The 21,705-nt window shown below is 60.5% G+C and carries 16 protein-coding genes; 10 read left to right on the top strand and 6 right to left on the bottom strand.

The window, feature by feature from the left end; all coding sequences use genetic code 11:
• Window positions 1-3 precede the first annotated feature (3 nt).
• Entirely contained in the window at window positions 4-1,044 is a 1,041-nt protein-coding gene (locus tag ABD903_RS12315; RefSeq protein ID WP_345224626.1) for a LacI family DNA-binding transcriptional regulator, read from the bottom strand.
• Window positions 1,045-1,445: 401 nt separating this feature from the next.
• Between ABD903_RS12315 and ABD903_RS12310 the strand changes: the two genes are divergently transcribed.
• Both ABD903_RS12310 and ABD903_RS12305 read left to right on the top strand, forming a co-directional pair.
• Complete coding sequence (locus ABD903_RS12310) at window positions 1,446-1,967, top strand: COG3415 family protein (RefSeq protein ID WP_345224625.1); 522 nt, start codon at window positions 1,446-1,448, stop codon at window positions 1,965-1,967.
• Between the two features lie 94 nt (window positions 1,968-2,061).
• Complete coding sequence (locus ABD903_RS12305) at window positions 2,062-2,430, top strand: cupin domain-containing protein (protein WP_345224623.1); 369 nt, start codon at window positions 2,062-2,064, stop codon at window positions 2,428-2,430.
• Between the two features lie 84 nt (window positions 2,431-2,514).
• Here the strand turns inward: ABD903_RS12305 and ABD903_RS12300 are convergent, their stop codons facing one another.
• The 3 genes from ABD903_RS12300 to ABD903_RS12290 form a co-directional block, all read right to left on the bottom strand.
• Window positions 2,515-3,357 carry a universal stress protein gene (locus ABD903_RS12300; RefSeq protein ID WP_345224621.1) on the bottom strand — a complete coding sequence of 281 codons (843 nt, stop codon included), beginning with the start codon at window positions 3,355-3,357 and terminating at the stop codon, window positions 2,515-2,517.
• Between the two features lie 236 nt (window positions 3,358-3,593).
• Complete coding sequence (locus ABD903_RS12295; protein WP_345224620.1) at window positions 3,594-4,442, bottom strand: hypothetical protein; 849 nt, start codon at window positions 4,440-4,442, stop codon at window positions 3,594-3,596.
• A 268-nt stretch (window positions 4,443-4,710) separates the two neighbouring features.
• Window positions 4,711-5,877: an esterase-like activity of phytase family protein gene (locus ABD903_RS12290; RefSeq protein WP_345224618.1), complete on the bottom strand. Its 1,167-nt coding sequence runs from the start codon at window positions 5,875-5,877 to the stop codon at window positions 4,711-4,713.
• 219 nt (window positions 5,878-6,096) lie between these two features.
• On the opposite strand from ABD903_RS12290, the gene ABD903_RS12285 reads away from it, so the two are divergent.
• Together ABD903_RS12285 and ABD903_RS12280 are read left to right on the top strand one after the other, a co-directional pair.
• The gene (locus ABD903_RS12285; RefSeq protein WP_345224615.1) at window positions 6,097-6,915 is read left to right on the top strand and encodes a GNAT family N-acetyltransferase; all 819 of its coding nucleotides are present in this window, start codon (window positions 6,097-6,099) and stop codon (window positions 6,913-6,915) included.
• 121 nt (window positions 6,916-7,036) lie between these two features.
• The gene (locus tag ABD903_RS12280) at window positions 7,037-8,638 is read left to right on the top strand and encodes a protein adenylyltransferase SelO (RefSeq protein ID WP_345224614.1); all 1,602 of its coding nucleotides are present in this window, start codon (window positions 7,037-7,039) and stop codon (window positions 8,636-8,638) included.
• A 268-nt stretch (window positions 8,639-8,906) separates the two neighbouring features.
• Here ABD903_RS12280 and ABD903_RS12275 read toward each other — a convergent pair whose 3' ends face one another.
• On the bottom strand, window positions 8,907-11,069 hold the full coding sequence (locus ABD903_RS12275) for a M3 family metallopeptidase (protein WP_345224612.1): 2,163 nt from the start codon (window positions 11,067-11,069) through the stop codon (window positions 8,907-8,909).
• A 288-nt stretch (window positions 11,070-11,357) separates the two neighbouring features.
• Here ABD903_RS12275 and ABD903_RS12270 point away from each other — a divergent pair, with 288 nt between their 5' ends.
• Together ABD903_RS12270 and msrB are read left to right on the top strand one after the other, a co-directional pair.
• Window positions 11,358-12,722 (top strand): protein kinase, encoded by a 1,365-nt coding sequence (locus tag ABD903_RS12270; protein ID WP_345224610.1) that lies wholly within the window; start codon window positions 11,358-11,360, stop codon window positions 12,720-12,722.
• Between the two features lie 46 nt (window positions 12,723-12,768).
• Window positions 12,769-13,224, top strand: coding sequence for a peptide-methionine (R)-S-oxide reductase MsrB (gene msrB / locus ABD903_RS12265; RefSeq protein ID WP_345224608.1), 456 nt, complete (start codon window positions 12,769-12,771; stop codon window positions 13,222-13,224).
• A gap of 18 nt (window positions 13,225-13,242) precedes the next feature.
• Here the strand turns inward: msrB and ABD903_RS12260 are convergent, their stop codons facing one another.
• Window positions 13,243-14,475, bottom strand: a complete 1,233-nt coding sequence (locus ABD903_RS12260; protein WP_345224607.1) for a multidrug effflux MFS transporter — start codon at window positions 14,473-14,475, stop codon at window positions 13,243-13,245.
• A 365-nt stretch (window positions 14,476-14,840) separates the two neighbouring features.
• Here ABD903_RS12260 and uvrA point away from each other — a divergent pair, with 365 nt between their 5' ends.
• The 4 genes from uvrA to ABD903_RS12240 all read left to right on the top strand — a co-directional run bounded on the left by uvrA (window position 14,841) and on the right by ABD903_RS12240 (window position 21,554).
• Window positions 14,841-17,390: an excinuclease ABC subunit UvrA gene (uvrA, locus tag ABD903_RS12255; protein WP_345224605.1), complete on the top strand. Its 2,550-nt coding sequence runs from the start codon at window positions 14,841-14,843 to the stop codon at window positions 17,388-17,390.
• A 95-nt stretch (window positions 17,391-17,485) separates the two neighbouring features.
• Window positions 17,486-20,056 carry an alpha-amylase family glycosyl hydrolase gene (locus tag ABD903_RS12250; RefSeq protein ID WP_345224603.1) on the top strand — a complete coding sequence of 857 codons (2,571 nt, stop codon included), beginning with the start codon at window positions 17,486-17,488 and terminating at the stop codon, window positions 20,054-20,056.
• 342 nt (window positions 20,057-20,398) lie between these two features.
• The gene (locus tag ABD903_RS12245; RefSeq protein WP_345224601.1) at window positions 20,399-21,190 is read left to right on the top strand and encodes a HipA family kinase; all 792 of its coding nucleotides are present in this window, start codon (window positions 20,399-20,401) and stop codon (window positions 21,188-21,190) included.
• A complete protein-coding gene (locus ABD903_RS12240) occupies window positions 21,168-21,554 on the top strand; it encodes a DUF3037 domain-containing protein (RefSeq protein WP_345224600.1) in 387 nt (128 codons plus the stop codon). The genes ABD903_RS12245 and ABD903_RS12240 overlap by 23 nt, the downstream gene beginning before the upstream one ends.
• The last annotated feature ends 151 nt before the right edge of the window (window positions 21,555-21,705 follow it).

Below are 21,705 nucleotides of genomic sequence, written 5' to 3'. Positions count from 1 at the left end.
GCGCTAGAGCGTTTGCTCCGATGGAATGAGCTGCGAAGACTCGCGAACCAGCAACTCGGGTTGCAGCAGTACCTGGCGCGGCGCTACGTTGTCGGGTCCTTGGGCTACCATTTCCAGCAGCAAATGCACGGCGGTGCGGCCCATTTCCTCGCCTCGCTGGTCTACCGAGCTCAGCATGGGCTCGGTGAGGGACGCAAACAGCTCGTTGCTGAAGCCTACTAAGGCTACGTCGTGGGGCACGCGCCGGCCCTGGCGCTTGAGCACCTGCATGGCGCCCACCGATGCGAGGTCGTTACAGGAGAAAACGGCGTCGAGCGAAGGGTCCTGGAGTAGCAGTTGCTCCATGCCGCGGCTGCCGTCTAATATCGATAAGTCGCTGAAGTGCACGCGGCACATTTCCACCGGCAAGTCATGCTCGCGCAAGGCGGCGGCGTATCCTTGAAAGCGGTTTTTGCAAATGTTCAGGTGTTGCGGGCCGCCCAGGTGCGCAATACGGCGGCAGCCTTGTTCAATGAGGTGCTGCACGGCGCTATAGCCGCCCTGGTAATCGTCGAGCACCACGGCGCTGACGTCGGCACTTTCCATAATGCGGTCGAAAAAGACCAACGGAATACCCCGCCGGCGCACTTCCTCGATGTGCTGAAAATCCTGCGTGTAAAGCGACACCGACACCAGAATGCCATCGACCTGCGCGTTGAGCAAGGTTTCGATGTTCTTTTTTTCCTGTGCCGCGTCTTCGTTCGACTGGCAGATCATCACGTTAAAGCCCGCCCGGTTGGCAATGGTCTCGATGCCTTTCACCACCAAGGCAAAGAAGTGGCCATCGATGTGCGGCACCACCACCCCCAGCGTGTTGCTGCGGCCCTTGCGCAAGGCCGCCGCCAAGTGGTTGGGCTGGTAGTTCAACTGCTTGGCCAGTTCCCACACCCGTTGCTTGGTGGCGTCGCTGATGCCGGGGTGGTTGCTCATGACCCGCGAAATGGTTGAAACAGATAGGTTCAACTGTTTTGCTAGGTCGGAAATTGAGGCGCGGTGATTGGGCACAGGAGGAAATCAAATGAACAATGCAGACGCAAGTTCGGACAATTCGAATTGACGGAAGGTAGGCGGCAAAAAGCCAATTAGCGGCTGTGAAGCTCGTCTGTTACTGCTTAACCCAGGGAAAGGAAGAAAAAGGTCCTGAGGTAAAACAACGAGCCGGCTAATTCATCCCGGGTAGCGCAGAAAACGCCAAAACCGCGAAGCGGACAAATGTGAGAATTTGAGTGGGTTTGTGCAAACGTTTGCACAAACCCGAAAGGCTTCTTACATTCGACGCGTAAAATGTTGTTCGGAACTTGAGCTTCGCAGCAAAAGCACGCCGCACGCGTTTTCACCAGCGGGGTTTGGCCTCCAGCCGGCCTCCGCGAATCCCCCAATTCGCGTATTTAGTCCACTCCATCTCAATGGGTCGTCAACGTCACTCCTTGCGCCTGTCCCGGAAGCAACAGGTATACCTTACCGATTTCATCAACTCCGACACGATTTCGCGGCAGCAGCGCAACCGCGCGCAGGTGCTGCAGCACTGGCTGGCCGATTGGTCGGCCGAAGAGTCGGGCAAAGCCTTGGAGCTGAGCATCGACCGGGTGTACAGCATGCGCCGCTCGTACTCGCAGCAGGGGTTCCGCGACTACCTGCACGCGGTACCGCGCTGTGGTGCCCCCACCAAGCTCACGCCCAAGCTGGAAACCCTGCTGCGCAAACTCACGCAGGACCAGGCCACCAAAGGCAAACGCTGGACCTTGCCGCGCCTGGCCGAGCGCATTGTGGAGCTGGGCTACGCCGACCGCATTTGCACCCTCACCGTGCATAAAGCCCTCAAGCAAATTAAAGCCTCCACGGTAGCCTCGCGGCTGGCCCACAGCACAGGTGCGCCGTGTGGTTCGCTGCTGCAGGCTCTGCCCGTAGCCGACGAGCAGGCCGCCTAAGCCTGCCGGGGGTAAGCGTCCCAGTGCATTAAAGCAGTTTGTTTACTCCTATTAGCAGCGCATTATGGAATACAACGGGGCATTACTTGCACCAATGAAAGGCGCCGAACACCGCGAGGTGGGCGGCGTGCACGTGGACGTGGTGCGTACCGGCGAAGCTCGCGTAAAGCGTGTGGTGTATCCGGTGGGCTTTCGGTGGTCGGTGCACATGAAGCCTGTGGTGGGAACCGAGCTGTGCACTCACGCGCACGTAGGTTTTCTGGCCCACGGAGAATTCCACATTCGCTACGCCAACGGCGACGTGGAAGAGTTTCGGGCGCCGCAGGCCGTAGCCATTGAACCCGGCCACGACGGTTGGGTAGTGGGCGCCGAGCCCGCGGTGCTAATCGAATTCGACTTCGAGGCTGAAACTGTGCAGCGCCTTCGGCTGCCCGAACTTCACTCGCCCCGCAGCGCGGAGTAAAGAATGTACATCCCATAAAGAAACCGCCCGCTCCTTGCTGCCAAGCAGGGGCGGGCGGTTCTGCGTTCAGGTTTCCACAACCTGCTACGTGTGGAGCGTAAGTACCGGCGAGTTGGCGTGCACGGCTACGCTTTCGGCAATGCTGCCTTGCAGGTAATGGCTAAGGCCGGTGCGGCCGTGCGTGAGCATGACAACCAGGTCGGCGTGGGTTTGGTCAGCAAAGCGCGGAATGGCGGTGCTGACTTTTGGGGCGTGGTACACATCGGGCTGGTAGTGCGCCAGCTGGTGGCGGCTGGCAAAGTTCTGGATGCGTTGCAGGGCTTCTGAGTCCCCGGCGGCGTTCGGTACCACGTCGAGAAGGTGTAAGGTAGCGTTAGGGAATGCCGCCTGAATCTGGCGCAGCCCCGGCACGGCGGTGTCGGCTTCGGGCGAAAAATCGGAGGCAAAAACCAAGTGCTGCACATCGAAGTGCGGCGCGGCGTGCTTCACGGTAAGCACCGGGCAAGGCGACAGCCGCACCACGCGCTCGGTGTGAGAGTCGCTGAAAAAGTGGTCGGTGGTATGTACGTGCGCGCCCATTACCACAAGGTCGATGCCTTTCTCTTTGATTTCCGCCAAAATGGCCGTATCAAGGTCTTCGGTGCGAATCTCGTCGTGCACGGGCACCTCGGGGGCCAGGCGGTGGGCTTCGGCTTTGAGCTCGTGCATGTGGTGCTTGGTCACTTGCAGCAGCTTCAGCACAAACACGTCGTTCATGCCGCTGCCGCCCACTGGCCCGCCGCTCGACGAAACGCCCGCGCCCCCGGGCAGGTCCACCACGTGAAGCAGAGTAATATGGCCGCCGGTGCGCTGCGCGAGCTGCAACGCTACTTCAAAAGCATTGTGGGCCTGGGCGGAGAAATCGGTAGGAACGAGGATGTTTTGCATGGCTGCGGACGCTGTTAGGTGAAGTGAGTTGGCACAAGCAGCGGCTACAGTAATTTATAAATAATATTTATATTTTATATAACAATGAATAGTGATTTTTAGGCGGCGGCATTCGTCTGGCATTGAAAAAGCGCGGCTCTGGGTGCCGGTAAATGGCAGCCCAGAGCCGCGCCGTTTCGCGGTACTTGTAGTGTCAAGATTAAGCCACGGCCCACAGGGAGCCAGCTTGCACTTGACTAGCGGCGCCGGTTGTGGTCGTCGTCGCTATCGAACCAGTCGGAAATGCGGTCGGTCACGCGGTCAATAAAACCGCGGTTTTCCCGGTGGCGGTCATCGTCCTGGTCGTCGTGGCTGCGGCTGGAGCGGTAGCGGCTGTTCTCGTCGTAATCGGGGCTGCCGTAGCTGGAGCGGCCGCCGTAATTGCCCGAGCCGCTGTTAGAACCCCAGCTGCTGCGCATGTTGTCGTCGTTCGTTTCGTAGCGGCTGCCACGGTTCATGCCCTGCTGCGAGCCGTAGTTGCTTTGGCTGCCGTAGCCGCCGCGCTGGTCGGAGTAGTTCGATGAGGACGAGCCGTAATTGCCCGAGCCGTAGCCTTGGTTACGGGAGCCGTAACCCGAACTTTCGTTGCCCGAACCGTAGCCCGAGCTACCGTAGGAAGAACTGCCGTACGACGAGCCCGAACGCGACCGGTCGTTGCCGTACTGGCCGGAGCGGTTGCGGTCCTGGTCGTAGCCACCGCGTGAGCCTTCGTAGCTGCCGCGGCTCATGCTGCTGCCCTGGCTGCCGTAGCGGTTTTCGTCGGAGCCGTAGCTGCGGCCCATGCCGTAGCCACCGCCCATGCCCGACTGTCCCATGCCGTAGCTGCTGCGGTCGGAGTCGGAAGAAGACGAACGGCTGTAGCCGTCGTTACCGCTCACGCCGCGGGTGCTGTCGTCGTGCTGGTTGTAGGGGTTGCTGCCGTACTGGTTCGGGCGGCGGCGGTAGTCGTCGTTGTCGCGGTTACGGTCGCGGTCCTGGGAGTTGGAGTACTGGTTGCGGCCGCGGTAGTCGCGGTCGTCGTCGCGGTGCTGATCGTAATTGGCCATGGCGGGAAATGGTTTTGGTTGATGTAGGCCAAGTTTTACCCCGCTTTCGGCGGAAATGTTATTGTCGAGCTTGTTGAGAAATAAGCTCGAATGGGGCAAAAAACGAGTGGTAACTTCAATTGATTTTTAACCAGTGGGCCAAGCCGTTACCAGCGCCAATTGAGGTAGCACAAAGGGAGCCGAGCTACGCTTAACGGGGCTGCAAACAACGCGGCCCCGGCAGTTGCCGGGGCCGCGTTGTTTGCACGAATTCAGACAGTAGAAAACGCTAGGGAATTACCTCGAACACCAGGAACTGGGTGGTTTGGGCGTTGCTGAAATTGTCGTCGGAAACCAGCACCAGGGAGTAGCGGCCATTGGCTAGTTTCGGCCCGAAGGTCATGCCCTCAAGATTGTCGATGCGCGGTACACCGGTGGTGGCCACGTCGAGCACGAGGCGCTTGGTAACCGCGGTATAGGTAGCGCCCTGCAGCGCGTTCAGGTTAGCTACGTCGGTAGCGCCGGCTAGGTCGATTTCGTAGATCTTCACGGCGTAGTCGGGCGTGGCGCCCACGGCGAAAGACCGCTCCATGGCCAGCAGCTTGGTGTCAGACAAAGCCAGCACTTCTACCACGCCGTTCAGGCGAAACTGATTGCTGGGGTTGGGCGCCAAGTGCACGGCATCGAGCTTGTACGCGTACTGGGCCACCGGCTGGCGGGTGGCTTTGTCGTACTTCACAAGGCGAATGGGCGAGTTAGCCACGCCTACGTCGGCACGCGGGCCGTCTTCGTAAATCGGCTCTTCCTGGGCCGTAAACAAGAAGCGGCCGTTAGGAGTGATGGACAAGCCTTCGAAAGAGCCGTTCGACCGCGTGCCGTTATCGGTCGCCTGCACCCGGAACAGCGGCGGCAGCAGGTATTCGTTCACGTGCGTGCCGTCGAGGTTGGCCTCGCGCAGAAAGGGGTTTATGAGCACGTTAGGGGTAACTGCCACGTTACGGGCGCCTTCACTCGACCAAATAAGGCGCGACGTGGCCGGGTCGTAGCGGATGCCTTCGGGGTCGATTACGTTGTAGCGGTCGGCGGCAGCATTGGGAAAGTTCGTGCCGTCGGGGCGCTTCAGGGTAGTTACGCCGGTGATGGTGACGCCCGTAAAGTTGGATTGGTCGAAGGCCATGGTGGCCGTGTAATACCGCACCGGCTGCAGGTTGGCCGGGTCGTCGCTCATCAGGTAATAGGTGTTGTTATCGGCGCGGTAGTCGATGCCCGAAAAGCCCCCCAGCGTGGTGTTGCCGTAGCCTTGCGAGAAGGGGATGGTTTGCTGCCCAATAAACCGCAGCGACGATACCTTGGTGGGCGGACCGGTTTCGGGAGTTACGGGGTCTTTGTCGTCGCAGGCCGCAACCAAGGCCACGCACGTCAGCAGTGCAGCTGCCGGCACAGTGAATTTGTACATGAGTAGGAGGATAAGGGGAGGAGTAAAGAACGGAAAAGAGGCGCCGGTAGGGGTTACGGGGATATTACGCTTGTTGTGACGTATAAAAACAGTCAATAGACCAGACGCTAGTGTCTGTAAATCAGCGGTAAGGTAATTGGGACAACGTTACTTTATTTGCCACCACGCAAGCGTGTAGCTTCGCGTGGCAGCAGCACCAGCGCTAACGTAATCAACCGCATGATATTTTCTGACCTCAAGCTAGCCCAACGGCTGGAGCGTACGGAAGCCCGCAGCAACGCCAGTTTCGTGGAAGCCCGCGCCCGGCTGTACTCCGGCAGCGGCGCTACCTGGACCGAAATAGCCGGTGCCTACGCCCTGTTCGACGGCCCGGCCTCGGAGTTAACCCAGAGCTTCGGATTGGGCATATTCGGTCCCGTAAGCGAGGCGGAGCTCACGCAAATCGAGCAGTTCTTTACCACGCGCGGCGCCTCGGTACAGCACGAAGTAAGTCCGCTGGCCGATACCGAACTGCTGGCCCTATTGCCCGCGCGCGGCTACCGACCCGTGGAATACACCAACGTATTGTACCGCCGGCTTGACCCTAACCTGGTCCTGAGCGCATCTCCAAACCCGCAGCTGCATACGCGCCGCATTGCTGCGGACGAAGTGCCGCTGTGGGCTGAAACTTCAGCTGCCGGCTGGCACACCGAGCACCCGTCCCTGGGCGAGTTCATGCTGGAGTTTGGTCGGATTAGTGCCAGCAGCAACGGTGCCGTGCCCTTCCTGGCAGAGCTCAACGGCGAGGCCATAGGCACCGGTGGCTTGTTTATTAACAAAGACGTGGCGCTGCTGGCTGGTGCCAGCACGGTTCCGGCGGGCCGCCGTCAAGGTGCACAGCTGGCGCTGCTGGAAGCTCGCCTGCGCTACGCCTTCGAACAAGGCTGTACCCTGGCCATGATGGGCGCGCTGCCCGGTAGCCAGTCGCAGCGCAACGCCGAGAAGCAAGGCTTCCGCATTGCGTACACGCGCATTAAGTGGGCTTTGGCAGGTGGGTAACGGAGTATTGCAAATACTCATACTCCCGTGTTTAGCAAGCTCGGCCGAATCATGTGCTGTCTTTGCGCGTTAATGCACGATAGGGGCCGTGTAACCGCCCCACCTTCACCAACATTGTTGTATGTCGCATTTCGCGTTTTCCATAGATCAGGCGCCGTTTCAGAACTCCTTTGTGGAGGATTTGCGCGGCGAAAATTCCTTTGACAAACGCCCGCGCCAAGTGCCGGGCTACCACTACTCTCGCGTAGAACCCACCCCCGTAGCCGATCCGCGCTTGTTGGCTTGGTCTGATGACCTGGCTCGGCACCTCGGCCTGGAGCGTCCGGCCGAGCGCGGCCCCGCCGTAGACGTGCTGGCCGGCAACCGTGTGGTGGATACCATGAAGCCTTTCGCGGCTCGGTACGGTGGCCACCAGTTTGGCAACTGGGCCGGGCAGCTCGGCGACGGTCGCGCCATTTCGTTGGGTGAGATTAGCGCTACCGATGGTTCGCCCTGGGAAATTCAGCTGAAAGGGGCTGGCCCGACGCCCTATTCGCGCCGCGCCGACGGCCGGGCCGTGCTGCGTTCCTCCTTGCGCGAATTCCTGTGCTCGGAAGCCATGCACTACCTGGGCGTGCCTACCACCCGCGCCCTTAGCCTGGTAGCCACCGGCGACACCGTCGTGCGTGACATGTTTTACAACGGCAATCCGCAGGCTGAGCCCGGCGCCATTGTGGCACGCGTGGCGCCCACGTTCGTGCGCTTCGGCAACTTCCAGCTGCTGGCCGTGATGGGCGAAATCGACAACCTGCGCAGCCTGACCGACTACGTGATTCGGCGCTATTACCCCGAGCTGGGCGAACCGTCGTCTGACGTGTACCTGCGGTGGTTTGAGGAAGTGTGTCGCCGCACCGCCGTTATGATTGCGCACTGGATGTCGGTGGGCTTCGTGCACGGCGTGATGAACACCGATAACATGTCCATTCTGGGCCTCACCATCGACTACGGCCCTTACGGCTGGCTGGAGCCCTACGACCCCGACTGGACGCCCAACACCACCGACTTCGGCAGCCGACGCTACGCGTACGGGCAACAGCCGCAGGTAGGGCTTTGGAACCTCTGGCAGCTGGCCCGCGCCCTCGTGCCGCTGGTGGCCGACCCCGAATCGTTGCGCAAAGGCCTCGATGAGTACTCGGCTACGCTGGAGCAAACGCGCCATGCCATGCTGCTGCGTAAGCTTGGGTTAACCGATCAGCAAGAGCCCACCGACCGCGCTTTGCTCGAAGAACTGTTAGAGGTGCTGGCCGAATCGGAAGTGGACATGACGCGGTTTTTCCGGGGCCTCTCGCACGCCGCGCCCGTGGTTCTTACATCGCCCGCAACTGCCGACGAAACCTTCCGCACGCTGCTCACCGACGCCGCGTATTCCATGGCGCCCGCCGAAGAATCGTCGTTGCTCGATTGGCTGCAGCGCTACGCCCTGCGGCTGCGCCAAGAGCCGGCTGCTCCCGCGGCAGTTCACGAAACCATGCTTGCGGCTAATCCGAAATACGTGTTGCGCAACTACCTCGCGGCGCAAGCCATCGAGGCCGCCGAAGCGGGGGACTTGTCGGTGTTGAACCGCTTGATGGAAGTACTGAAAACACCGTACGCCGAGCAACCGGAGCACGACGAGCTTGCTGCGAAACGCCCCGACTGGGCCCGTGAAAAACCAGGCTGCGCTACGTTGTCTTGCAGCTCCTAGAGGTTTAGCAAGGATCGAATTATGTAATTGAAATTCAAATATATAATTTGTTAATGGTGAATGTCTGCTACAAGTGTCGAAGTGGCATTGAATGGAGGGGAGAAGGTGCGCGCAGTAGCGTGTCTCATTCGCGCTAAGCTGAGCATTTCAGAACTATGATGATCAACGTGCAGCATTGGAAGCAAAGCCTAAATGCGCGATGGATCCAATAAAAAACGCCCCGGCATTTGCCGGGGCGTTTTTGCTTGCATGGAATTAATGCAGCAACCTAGCTCTTCTTGGCCGGTGCTTTTTTAACCGGCGCTGCGCTGGCTTTTTTAGCTGCCATCGGGAAGCCGCGTTCCTTCATCAGCGCATCAATTTTTGGGTCGCGGCCACGAAATTTACGGTAGGCTTCGGCCGGGTCCACGGTGTTGCCGACGGAAAAGATGTTCTTGGTCAGGCGCTGGCCCATGGCTTTGTCGTAGGCACCGCCGGCTTCGGTAAAGGCGCTGTAGGCATCGGCCGCCAGCACCACCGACCACAGGTAGCTGTAGTAGCCCGCCGAGTAACCATCGGAAGAGAAGACGTGCGAGAACTGCGGAGTGCGGTGACGCATCACAATTTCCGAAGGCATGCCCAGCTGAGCCAGGGTTTCGCGCTCAAACTTATCGGCGTCAATCTTCTGCGAGCCGGCCAGGTGCAGCTTCATGTCGATGAGGGCGCTGCCCAGAAACTCGGTGGTTTCGAAGCCTTGGTTAAACGTGGAGGCCTTCTCGATGCGGTCGACCAAAGCCTGCGGAATGGGTTTGTCGGTTTGGTAATGCACGGCAAACTTTTGCAGCACCTGCGGCGTGGGCAGCCAGTTTTCCAGCACCTGCGAGGGGAATTCCACGTAGTCGCGCACCACGCTCGTTCCCGAAAGCGACGGGTACGTTACGTTCGACGACAAGCCATGCAGGGCGTGGCCAAACTCGTGGAAGAGCGTGGTGGCATCGGTCCAGGAAATCAGCGTAGGTTCGCCGTCTTTGCCCTTCACGAAGTTCGAGTTGTTCGACACTATGGTGGTTACGGGCTTGCCATCCATGCGCTCCTGTCGGCGGTAGGCGTTCATCCAGGCGCCCGAGCGTTTGCCGGGGCGGGCGTACGGGTCGAAATACCACAGGCCCACGTGCTTGCCGGAGGTCTTGTCCTTCACCTCCCACACTTTCACGTCGGGGTGGTACACGGGCACGTTGGTAATGGGGCTGAAGGTGAAGTTGAACAGCTCGCCGGCCACCCAAAACATGCCGTCGCGCATCTTGTCGAGCTGCAGGTATTGCTTCACCTCGTTTTGGTCGAGGTCGTAGCGGGCTTTGCGCACTTTCTCGGCGTAGTAGCGGTAGTCCCAGGGCTCAATCTTGAAGGTGGCGCCTTCTTTCTTGGCCAGGGCCTGCATATCGGCCACTTCCTCCTTGGCGCGGGCCACGGCGGGCGTCCACACCTGCTCCATCAGGGCCATGGCTGCTTCGGGCGTTTTGGCCATGGTATTATCCAGGCGCCAGTGGGCGTGGGTGGCGTATCCGAGCAGCTTGGCGCGTTCGGCGCGCAGCTGCAGAATGTCGCTGATGATGGCGTTGTTGTCGTGCGCGCCGCCGTTGTCGCCGCGGTTGTAGAACATGCGCCACGCCTTCTCGCGCAGTTTGCGCTGGTCGGAGTACGTCAGGAACGGCTCGATGCTGGAGCGGGTGTTGGTAATTACTCCAGCAGCCTGCAGCTTGCGGTTAGTGGCGGCAGCGGCCGCATCGGCTTGCAGGGAAGTGGGCAGGCCGGCCAGCTCAGCGGGCGTTTTCAGCACCAGCACCGAGTCGGTTTCGTCGGCCAGCACGTTCTGGCTGAACTTGGTAAACAGCCCGGCCAACTGCTGGTTGATTTCCGAAAGACGCGTCTTGGCTTTGGCATCGAGCTTGGCCCCAGCGCGCACCAGGTTGTTGTAGTACAGCCAGGAAAGGCGCTGTTGCTCGGGCGTGAGCTTCTTTTTCTCGGGCGAGTTGTACACCGCCTCCACGCGCTTGAACAGCGCCGCGTTCTGGTTGATTTTGTCGCGAAAAGCCGCCATGCGGGGCGACATCTCACGTTCGATGCCCTGCACCTCGGGCGTGCTCAGCGTGCCCGACCAAATGCCATACACCGTCTGCACTTCTTCGAGTCGCTGCCCGGCGCGCTCCAAAGCGCCAATGGTGTTGTCGAACGTAGCCGCTTGCTTGTTGTTGGCAATGGCTTCGATTTCGCGCAGGTTTTCGGCCATAGCTGCTTCCAGCGCCGGCTTAAAGTGCTCGACTTTTACTTTGTCGAAAGCCGGCACGCCACCGTAGGGCCCGGCCCAAGCGGCCAATAGCGGATTGCCAGTAGAACTGTTGGCCGCCACGGCACCAGCCGGGGCCGTTTGGGCGAGGCTGGGCGTTGAGCTCATAAAAGCAGCCAGGCTACAGGTAAGAAATGCGTTGGCCAGCAAAAGCTTGCCAGGGGAAAAAGGAGTTTGGGACATGCGCAGAGGGCTGAGCGTTTAAACGTAAGCAGGCTTGAAGATAGCACCAGACTTTGCCATTTTGGGAAAAGAGCAAAGCACCGGTTCAGGTGCGCCAAGTGAGTTGCTTGGTAAGCAGCTAAGATGCTAGGGTTAGTTCCCTCTGCGGCTAAAGAGGGGAGTCAGCAGTGCCTTCTCATTTGGGCTTGGCCTTGCAATACCGACCTTTGCCCCATGCATACCCTTGAACAGCTGCGGGCTGGTGAATTACTCGGTTCAAAGCGCCTCGATTTATCCTGTGGCTTAACCGAATTCCCACGCGAAATATTCGACCTAGCCGATTCGCTGGAAATTCTCAATCTATCCGGCAACTCCCTTTCCAGTCTGCCCGATGACCTGGGCCGTCTGCACCAGCTGCGCATCCTGTTCTGTTCCGATAACCAATTCACCAGCGTACCCGAGGCACTGGGCCAATGCACTGAGCTCAGCATGGTGGGTTTCAAGGCCAACCGCATCCGTACGCTGCCCGCGGCGGCCCTGCCAGCCAAGTTGCGCTGGCTTATTCTGACCGATAACGAATTGGAAGCCCTGCCCGCTGAAATCGGTAATTGCACGCATCTGCAAAAGCTGATGCTGGCCGGCAACCGCCTCACTCAATTGCCCGAAACCATGGCAGCTTGCACGAGCCTGGAGCTGCTGCGCATCGCCGCTAACCATTTTACCGCCTTGCCCGCGTGGTTGCTGCAGTTGCCGCGCCTGTCGTGGCTGGCCTACGCCGGTAAACCGTTCGCCGATGCGCAGGAAGCCGCAGTGGTGGCTCAGCATCCCATTGGTAGCATTTCATGGGACCAACTAACGCTGCAGCAACAGTTAGGCGAAGGCGCTTCCGGCGTAATTTACCAAGCTCGCTGGCAGCGTAAAACAGAAATGCAAGAAGTGGCGGTGAAGCTCTTTAAGGGTGCCGTAACCAGCGACGGACTGCCGCACAGCGAAATGGCGGCCTGCATCAGCGCCGGACAGCACCCGAACCTGATTGCCGTTGAGGGCAAAATCAGCGGCCACCCAACGCAAGCCGAAGGCCTCATGCTGGAACTGATAGACCCCGCGTTTCGCAACCTTGCCGGACCACCCAGCTTCGATACCTGCACCCGCGACGTGTACGCACCCGGCACCACGTTCAACCCATTTACTGCGCTGCGCATTGCGCATGGCATTGCGACGGCGGCGGCTCATTTGCACCGCCAAGGTATTCTGCACGGCGACCTGTACGCCCACAATATCCTCGTAACCGAGACCGGCGAATCTTTGCTCGGTGACTTCGGCGCCGCCTGCTTTTTCAATACCAACGATACGGAAGTAGCCCCAGGCTTGCAGCGGCTGGAAGTTCGGGCGTTTGGGTGCTTGCTGGAAGAGTTGCTTGAACGCTGTGGGTCTTCGGGAGAGTCCGATGAAGTCTTGACGCAGATGCAGAAACTGCAGCGTCGGTGCGTGCATCCCAATTTGAAGGCACGGCCGTCGTTTCCTGAAATCGAGCAACAACTGGCTGCGTTGCAGAACATTGGCAATGAAGTGCATACTGAAGGCCACAATGTCGGTTAACGCCAGCTTGCCGAAAGTATAACCCCTGACTTGCCGTAAACGCCGCATGCTACGCTGGTCCGACGTCCTCAAATACGCCAAGTACGGGAACCCGGAACCGCCGCGGCGGGTGAATAAAACCGAGGCGGAGTGGCAGGCGTTGCTTACGCCCGCGCAGTTTCGCGTCATGCGTCAGCAGGAAACTGAGCCACCGTACCGCAATGCCTACTGCCGTTCGTATGAGCCGGGGCGGTACGTTTGCGTGGGTTGCAGCAGCCTGCTTTTCGATTCAGCCAGTAAGTACCACGCCATATCAGGTTGGCCTAGTTTCAGTCAGCCGCACGCAAAAAACGGCATCCGGTACAGCTTCGACGAAGCCCACCACATGCAACGTGTAGAGGCGCGCTGCAACGTGTGCGACGCGCACCTCGGCCACGTGTTTCCCGATGGCCCCGAACTCAGCGGCTTGCGCTACTGCATCAACTCAGAAAGCCTGAACAGGGTGGAAGCGGAGCAGCAATGACTGCTCGTGAGGCGCCCGTTAATGGACCGGCTCGGCCAGCTGCATGGCTTCCAACTCCGCTGGTTGAGCCTGAACGTTCTTGCGGCCTACCAGCAAAATCAGCAGGGCCAGTACCGAGGTAACCGTCATAACCGCCACCATGGGCACGGCGGTGTGGTTGTTAAACACACTTACCGCCGCCGATGCTACGGCGCCCATGCCCATGCGAATGGCACCCATCAGCGAAGATGCGCTACCGGCTTTTTTGGCGAACGGGGCTAACGACAAGGCCGCCGTGTTCGGGCTGCTGAAACCCAGGCAGCACAAGAATAGAAACAGCAGCGCAACGGTGCCATATAGCCCAATCCAGCCGAAATACGTCAGGAACAGAAACACCACGCTCGTGGCTACCTGGCAAACCAGGGCCCCCATTACCAATTCCTCGCTCTGAAATCGGCGCAGCAGCACGCTGTTTACCTGGCTGGCTCCGATAAGCCCGACCGACAGCCCGGCGAAAATCCAACCGTAGACTTTGGCATCGACGCGGAAGATGTCCATGAACACCAGCGGCGAATCGGCTACGTACGCGAACAGCCCGCAGAACGACATGGCGCCCGTGAGGGTGTAGGTGTAGAATTGCGGCTCGCGCAGCACCTGCCAGAAGTTGGTGAGAATGGGCCGCGGCTTCAGCGACAGGGTAGTATCGGGAACGTAAGTATCGGGCAGCCAGAGTACGCAGGCCAGCAACAGTGCTGCGCCCATTACGGCAAGCGTAACGAAAACAGACTGCCAGCCGAAGGCCTCGGTTACGTAGCCGCCCATGGTGGGCGCTACCATGGGCGAAAGGCCCACCACCAACAGCAGCAGCGCATACACCTTGGCGCTGTCTTTCACCGGGAACAGGTCGCGCACCATGGCCATAGAGGCCACGCCGGCCGCACAGCTGCCCACGGCCTGCAAAAAGCGCAAGGCAATTAAGCCGTCGATGGTATGAATGGCGGCACATCCGATGGACGTAGCAATGTAAACGGCCAAACCTATGTATAGCGGTTTCTTCCGGCCAAAACGGTCGAGCAGCGGCCCGTAAAGCAGTTGGCCTGCCGATATGCCCACAAAGAAGCTCGACAGGGAAAGCGCCACCCGGGCCGCCGTGGTGTTCAGGTCCTTTGCAATGGCCGGAAAGCCCGGCAGGTACATATCAATGGAAAACGGACCCAGGGCGGTAAGGCTGCCCAGAATCAGGATGAGAAAGAAATACTGCTTTTTCGACATGACGAAAGTAAAAACCCGGCCGGGCAGGGAGCGGCGGCTGTCAGAAGTAAGCCGCTAGGGTAATAAGAACAAGGGGCACGACACGGGCGCGGCCAAACAAAACCAGCTTATACGCCAATCAACAGCTTCGGATCATAGCAAACCAGCAACGTGACCTGTAAGGTTCTGGTCCAGTTTGTTTGCCGCCGGTGCAAAGTAACGGCATTGACGGGCAGGGCTGCGTGAACCCAGTGTATAAACGCAGGTCAGTAGCTGTACCGTGCTGCCTAACAGGCATCTGCCAGCTAAGGTTAGATGCGGCCGCCCGGCTTGCGTATGAGGGCATCGGGCCGGCCGTGAAATGCTTTTGGTCTCCTGAACAACCCATGGCAACACCAGATCAACAACCAGCTTCTTCGGCGTTTACCGGCTTTGTGCGCGTGCGCGGCGCCCGGGAGCACAACCTCAAGAACGTCGACCTCGACATTCCGCGCGACGCCCTGGTGGTGTTTACCGGCGTGTCGGGCTCGGGCAAATCCTCGCTGGCGTTCGGCACGCTTTACGCCGAGGCGCAGCGGCGCTACCTGGAGTCAGTGTCGCCGTATGCGCGGCGGCTGTTCCACCAAATGGCCGTGCCCGAAGTAGATTCCATCGACGGTCTGCCGCCGGCCGTGGCCTTACAGCAGCAGCGCGGTACACCCACCACGCGCTCCTCAGTAGGCTCGGTCACCACGCTATCGAACTTGGTGCGCATGCTTTATTCCCGCGCCGGCGACTACCCCGCGGGCCAGGGCATTATTTACGCCGAAGCCTTTTCGCCGAACACGCCCGAAGGAGCCTGCCCCACCTGCCACGGCCTGGGACGCATTTACGAGGTGACCGAGCAAAGCATGGTGCCCGACCCTACTCTCACCATTCGGGAGCGGGCCATTGCCGCTTGGCCACAAGCCTGGGGTGGCCAAAACCAGCGCGACATTCTCGTAACCATGGGCTTCGATGTAGACCGGCCCTGGCAGGACCTACCGCAGAAAGACCGCGACTGGATTCTATTCACCGACGAGCAGCCCGTGGTGCCCGTGTACCCCGGCTACTCGCCCCAGGAAACGCAACGCGCCCTCAAACGCCGCGAGCCGCCCAACTACATGGGCACCTTCAGCAGCGCCCGCCGCCACGTGCTGCACACGTTTGCCAACACCCAAAGTCCGCTCATGAAAAAGCGGGCCCTGCAGTACATGCTCAGCACCGCCTGCCCGCTGTGCCACGGCAAGCGCCTGCGGCCCGAGTCTCTGTCAGTCACCTTCGCCGGCCTCGATATAGCCGACCTATCGGGCCTGCCCCTCAAGCGCGTGGCCGCGCTGCTGCGCCCCTTCGCCGAAGGTACCGCCAAGCGGCAGGCGCACGATGTGGAGCATCCCGAACAAGCTATTGTGGCCCAGCGCATCGCGCAAGATCTGGTGGCGCGCCTCGCCGTGCTGCTCGATTTGGGCCTCGGCTATTTGTCGCTCGAACGCAGCACGCCCACGCTTTCGCCAGGTGAGCTGCAGCGGTTGCGACTGGCCACCCAGCTGTATTCTAATTTGTTCGGTGTGGTGTACGTGCTCGATGAGCCGTCCGCCGGCTTACACCCATCCGACACCGAAGCGCTGCTCAAGGCTCTGCACAGCCTGAAAGGCGCCGGAAATTCGTTGTTCGTGGTGGAGCACAACTTAGATGTAGTGCGACAGGCTGATTGGCTGGTGGACGTAGGCCCTGCCGCCGGCGAAAGGGGCGGGGAGGTACTTTACAGTGGAGCCCCAGCCGGCCTGGCCAGTGTAACCGATTCGCAAACGCGACGCTTTTTATTTGCCGCTGATACCACCGAAAACAGCCCACGGGAGTCGCGTACGCCCACGGGTTGGCTGAAGCTGGCCGGCATCACGCGCAACAATCTCAACGGGCTCGATGTGGAGTTTCCGTTGGGCGTGCTCACCACCGTAACGGGCGTATCGGGCTCGGGCAAATCCAGCTTGGTCAGTCAGGTGCTGGTAGAGTTGGTAGCCGAGCACTTGGGGCAGGAAGTGGAGGCCGAGGAAGAAACCGAAGCCGACCCACTGGAGCGCGCCGCACCCGCCGAAACCGGGGGACGAATCGTGAGTGGCCTGGAACACATCAAACGGCTGGTGCGCGTCGACCAGAAGCCCATCGGGCGCACGCCGCGCTCGAACATGGCCACCTACACCGGTCTGTTCGACCACGTGCGCAAGCTGTTCGCCGCCACACCCGATGCCCGCAAGCGCCGCTACGATGCCGGTCGTTTCTCCTTCAACGTTGCCAAGGGCCGCTGCGAAAACTGCCAGGGCGAAGGGTTCGTGATGGTGGAGCTGCTGTTTCTGCCCAGCGTGTATGCGCCCTGCCCCGTGTGCCACGGCGCCCGCTACAACGCCAAAACCCTGGAAATAACCTACCGCGACAAAAACATAGCCGAAGTATTGGGCCTGACGGTGGACGCCGCCTGGGAGTTCTTCGACGAAGAGCCCGCCGTGCACCGCGCCCTCACGGTGCTGCGCGAAGTCGGCTTAGGTTACCTGCGCCTCGGGCAGCCCGCCACCGAGTTGTCGGGCGGGGAAGCGCAGCGCATCAAGCTGGCCACCGAGCTGCAGCGCATGAGCCGTGGCAACTCCCTTTATGTGCTCGATGAGCCCACCACCGGTCTGCACCCCGCCGACGTGGAAAAGCTCATGACCCAGCTGCAGGGCCTGGTGGAGGCTGGCAACACCGTCATCGTAGTGGAACACGATATGCGCGTGGTAGCCGGCTCCGACTGGGTGCTGGACATGGGTCCCGGTGCCGGCGACGAAGGCGGCCACGTGGTGGCGCAAGGGCCACCGGCTGTGGTAGCGAAGCACAAGCAGAGCCGCACGGCACCGTACCTGGCGAGGTTTCGGCAAGCCAAATAGAAGGCCCTATTGATGACGAGCATACACGAGCTAGAGAAATTGCCGGTCGGGGAGCTACCTTTGAATGTTGCGTAAATAATTTAACGCCTACTTCTTTGAAGCACCTCGTACTCTTTTTGTTGGCCGTGCTTAGCGGCTGGCAGGCTCAGGCCTTGCCGCTCAGGTTTCGGGTAGATATGCGCCAGCAAACGGTGTCGCCCAGCGGGGTGCACGTGGCGGGCACATTCCAAAACGAAGCGGGATATCCGGCCGATTGGAACCCGGCCACCACCGCCCTCACCGACATTGACAATGACGGCGTGTACGAGCTGACGTTAAACGTGCCTGCTGGCACTTACCTCTACAAGTTCGTGAACGGCAACAGCTGGGCCGGTGCCGAGATAGTTTCCACCGATTGCGGGTTTGACGATGGCGGCGGGAATGTGAATCGGCAGCTTGTGCTGGGCGGCTCGGCTCTGAGCCTGCCCGTGGTGGCCTTTGGCGGTTGCAATACGCAAGTGCGCTTTGCGGTGAACATGCGCGGCCAAACTATACCGCGTGCCGGCGTAAATGTGATGGGTAACTTCCAGACCCTGGCCGGCTACAATGCTAACTGGAACCCAACCGCCATTCCAATGGCCGATGCCAACGGCGACGGCATTTACGAGGTGCAAGTGTCGCTGCCGGCTTTTGGGCGTTTTCAGTACAAGTTTGTGAACGGCAACGCCCTGCCGGCCGCGGAAACTGTGCCTACCGCTTGTGGTACCGCCGATGCTAACGGGGTGCTCAACCGCGTGCTCGACGCTACGACGGCCGTGAATGCGCCGCCTGCCGTATGCTTTGGCACCTGCACGCCTTGCGGCGCATCGCCCACCAATTACACCACGCATTGGTGGAACGACGCGGTGTTTTACGAGGTGTTCGTTCGCAGCTTTTACGACAGCAACGGCGACGGCCGCGGCGACTTTGCCGGCCTCACCCAGAAGCTCGATTACCTGAACGACGGCAACCCCAGCACCAGCACCGATTTGGGCGTTACGGCCCTCTGGCTGATGCCCATGATGGAGTCGCCGAGCTACCACGGCTACGACGTAACCAACTACAAAGCCACCGAGCCCGATTACGGCACCATGGCCGAGTTCGAGGCGTTCCTGGCCGCGGCCCACTCGCGGGGAATTAAGGTGATTGTGGACCTGGTGCTGAACCACTCATCAAGTCAACACCCGTGGTTTACCCAATCGGCCAGCAGCGTTACCAGCCCGTACCGCGACTGGTTTGTGTGGTCGGCTACCAACCCCGGCTTCCTCGGACCATTGGGGCAGCAGGTGTGGCATCCGCGCAACGGGAGCTTCTACTACGGTATTTTCTGGAGCGGCATGCCCGACCTGAACTGGAGCAACCCCGGCCTGAAAGCTGCCATGTGGGACGCCACCCGCTTCTGGCTCGACAAGGGCGTGGATGGTTACCGACTCGATGCCGTGAAGTTTCTCGACGAAGACGGCCGTGTTCTGGAAAACACGCCCGAGACGTTCCGCCTCCTGGAGGAGTTTCACGATACGGTGAAAAGTGTTAACCCCAACGCCTTCACCGTGGGCGAAGCGTGGTCGAACACCGCCTCGGTGGTGCCTTACGTACTTAACAACCGCCTCGACGTGTGCTTTGAGTTTGACCTGGCCACGTCCATCATCAACGCCTTGAGGTTGGGTAACCCCGCGGGCCTGCGCAACCAGCTAAACCTAGTAGAGCAGAGCTACCCAAAGCTGCAATACGCCACCTTCCTCACCAACCACGACCAAAACCGCGTGATGGGAGAATTCAGCGGTAACATGGCCCGCATGAAGCAAGCTGCTGCCCTGTACCTCACCATGCCCGGCGTGCCGTTCCTGTATTACGGCGAAGAAGTGGGCATGCTGGGCGCAGGCGTGGATGAAGACAAGCGCAAGCCCATGCAGTGGACGGCTGGCAGCCAGGCCGGTTTTACCACCGCCACGCCGTGGCGCGCCGTGAACAGCAATTACCCGCAGTTCAACGTGGCCACCATGCAGGCCGATCCGGCTTCGTTGCTCAACCACTACAAGCAGCTGATTCGGCTGCGTACCACGCACGAGGTGCTGCGCAAAGGCTACTTCCTGCCCGCCACGTCCTCGAACGCCGCGGTGCTGAGCTACGCGCGGGTATTCGGTTCGGAAGCGGTGGTGATGGTGTCGAACTTTGGCAGCAGCGCCGTGACTGCGCCGGCGGTTTCGCTGGCCGTGTCTTCGTTGCCGGCCGGCAGCTACCGGGTTACAGATTTGTACTCCGGGCAGGCCGCCGGTACCGTAACGCTCGATGCGCAGGGTGGCTTCAGCAACTTCGCGGCCACGCTGCCCGCGCTGGCGGCTAATGAAACCTGGATGCTCCGGTTGGAGTCGCTGGTAACGGCCGTAACGCCAGCCGCTGCTCAGTCGATGGCGCTGCAGCTCTACCCGAACCCGGCCGCTAACCGGGTGCAGTTAGAGTTGGGCCCGGCCGCGGCACTCACCAGCCAATTGCGGGTGTATGACATTCAGGGGCGCTTGCTGCACACCGCTCCCGTTACCGGTCGTCGCCACACGCTCGATACCAGTAAATGGGCCAACGGTACCTACTTCGTGCGTGTGCAATCGGGCACGGCGGTAACCGTGCAGCGCCTCGTGGTAGCGCAGTAAGGGCGTTGTCAGAGGAACCATTCGCCGAGTAGCATCAGGGCCAAGGCCACTACCACGGCAATGACGACGTACTTGGTATTGGTGGGCGGCAACAGGCGAGGCGGACGTTGGGGGCGGTGCATAAACCTGATTTTGGGTTTTCTGCATAATACGTTTCAGGCATTTTCGGTTTCAGGTTGAGGCTTGAAAGTCAGCTCAAAAGCCAGCTGCTCAGGAAGCCATTACGGTTGATTACACGCGAGGTAGCCGAGAGCTTAAAGACCGAAGTGTGGCTGTACGGGTGCGATGTGCCGCTTTTGCGCGTCCTTTGCAGCGTTCATTCCTAAACCGTTCCGTGTGCCTATGCCGGCCAGCAACCTTGCCCTGAGAACCGTCGACGTAACGCGCTACGTAACGCCGCTGCGCGAAGGCGGTTCGTTGCCGGCCCTGGTAGAAGCCAACGACGACTTTCTGTACGTGCTCAAATTCCGCGGCGCCGGCCAAGGCCCCAAAGCCCTCATTGCCGAGCTGATTGTGGGCGAGCTGGCCCGGGCGCTGGGTTTGCGCGTACCCGAGCTGGTGTTCGTGCAGCTCGACGAAGCTTTCGGCCGCACCGAGCCCGACGAGGAAATCCAGGACCTGCTGCGCGCCAGCACCGGCCTGAACTTAGCCCTGCACTACCTCTCCGGCGCCAGTACCTACGACGCGCTGGTAAACACCGTGGAGCCGCGTCTGGCCTCGCAAGTGGTGTGGCTTGATGCACTTACGTTGAACGTGGACCGCACCGCCCGCAACACCAACATGCTCATGTGGCACAAGGAGCTGTGGCTCATTGACCACGGCGCGGCCCTATACGCCCACCACGCCGGCCCCGGCTGGTCGGCCCCCAAGCGGCGGCCGTTCCCCCAAATTAAGGACCACGTGCTGCTGCCGCGCGCCACCGAGCTGACGGTGGTAGATGCCGAAAGCCGCACCCTGATTACGCCGGAACTGCTGCGCAACATCGTGGCCTTGGTGCCCGACGCGTGGCTCACCGAGCCCGACGTGCCCGCCGACGCCCAGCGCGCCGCCTACGTGCAGTTCCTCGAAGACCGCCTTGCCGCATCAGAAACCTTTGTTCAGGAAGCCAACGATGCCCGCCAAGGAACTATTTGAGTACGCCGTACTGCGCGTGGTACCTAAGGTAGAGCGCGAGGAATTCTGCAACGTGGGCGTAATCGTGTACTGCCGCGACCAAGGCTTTCTGCAGTGCCGCTTTACCCTGAACGAAGCCCGCCTGCGCGCCTTCGCCGGCCCCGAGCTAGACCTGGACGACCTTGCGCAACGCCTGAAATCCTTCGAGCGAATTTGCGCCGGCCGTAAAGAGGGCGGCCCCATCGGTCAGCTGGGCATAGCCGAACGGTTCCGCTGGCTCACGGCCACCCGCAGTACCATCGTGCAAACCTCGGCCGTGCACCCCGGCATGTGCGACAACGCCACCGCCTTGCTGGAGCGCCTGCACGCGGAGCTGGTTGCCTGAACCGCCCGGCTACCAAATGGCTGGGCATTTGTGGAGCTTGCACCGCGTAAGCCAATGACGTATTTTGGTAAGGGCCAACGGCTTCGCTTTTGCGGCATCTGTGCTGCGGAAGTACGCACCGTTTAACGCCCTAGTTGAGCTGGCCAGCTTA

Source organism: Hymenobacter koreensis, from assembly GCF_039541855.1.
Classification (GTDB): Bacteria; Bacteroidota; Bacteroidia; order Cytophagales; family Hymenobacteraceae; genus Solirubrum; species Solirubrum koreensis.
The sequence above is the reverse complement of the archived record's forward strand: the minus strand, read 5'-3'. Positions and strand labels throughout refer to the sequence as shown.

Bases quoted from the DNA above. Each gene is read 5' to 3' on its own strand.
- ABD903_RS12270 (WP_345224610.1), top strand. From the start codon at position 11,358: ATGCATACCCTTGAACAGCTGCGGGCTGGTGAATTACTCGGTTCAAAG.
- ABD903_RS12300 (WP_345224621.1), bottom strand. From the start codon at position 3,357: ATGCAAAACATCCTCGTTCCTACCGATTTCTCCGCCCAGGCCCACAAT.
- ABD903_RS12295 (WP_345224620.1), bottom strand. From the start codon at position 4,442: ATGGCCAATTACGATCAGCACCGCGACGACGACCGCGACTACCGCGGC.
- ABD903_RS12245 (WP_345224601.1), top strand. From the start codon at position 20,399: ATGCCGGCCAGCAACCTTGCCCTGAGAACCGTCGACGTAACGCGCTAC.
- ABD903_RS12290 (WP_345224618.1), bottom strand. From the start codon at position 5,877: ATGTACAAATTCACTGTGCCGGCAGCTGCACTGCTGACGTGCGTGGCC.
- ABD903_RS12310 (WP_345224625.1), top strand. From the start codon at position 1,446: ATGGGTCGTCAACGTCACTCCTTGCGCCTGTCCCGGAAGCAACAGGTA.
- ABD903_RS12275 (WP_345224612.1), bottom strand. From the start codon at position 11,069: ATGAGCTCAACGCCCAGCCTCGCCCAAACGGCCCCGGCTGGTGCCGTG.
- ABD903_RS12240 (WP_345224600.1), top strand. From the start codon at position 21,168: ATGCCCGCCAAGGAACTATTTGAGTACGCCGTACTGCGCGTGGTACCT.
- ABD903_RS12260 (WP_345224607.1), bottom strand. From the start codon at position 14,475: ATGTCGAAAAAGCAGTATTTCTTTCTCATCCTGATTCTGGGCAGCCTT.
- ABD903_RS12280 (WP_345224614.1), top strand. From the start codon at position 7,037: ATGTCGCATTTCGCGTTTTCCATAGATCAGGCGCCGTTTCAGAACTCC.
- ABD903_RS12285 (WP_345224615.1), top strand. From the start codon at position 6,097: ATGATATTTTCTGACCTCAAGCTAGCCCAACGGCTGGAGCGTACGGAA.
- ABD903_RS12305 (WP_345224623.1), top strand. From the start codon at position 2,062: ATGAAAGGCGCCGAACACCGCGAGGTGGGCGGCGTGCACGTGGACGTG.
- msrB (WP_345224608.1), top strand. From the start codon at position 12,769: ATGCTACGCTGGTCCGACGTCCTCAAATACGCCAAGTACGGGAACCCG.
- uvrA (WP_345224605.1), top strand. From the start codon at position 14,841: ATGGCAACACCAGATCAACAACCAGCTTCTTCGGCGTTTACCGGCTTT.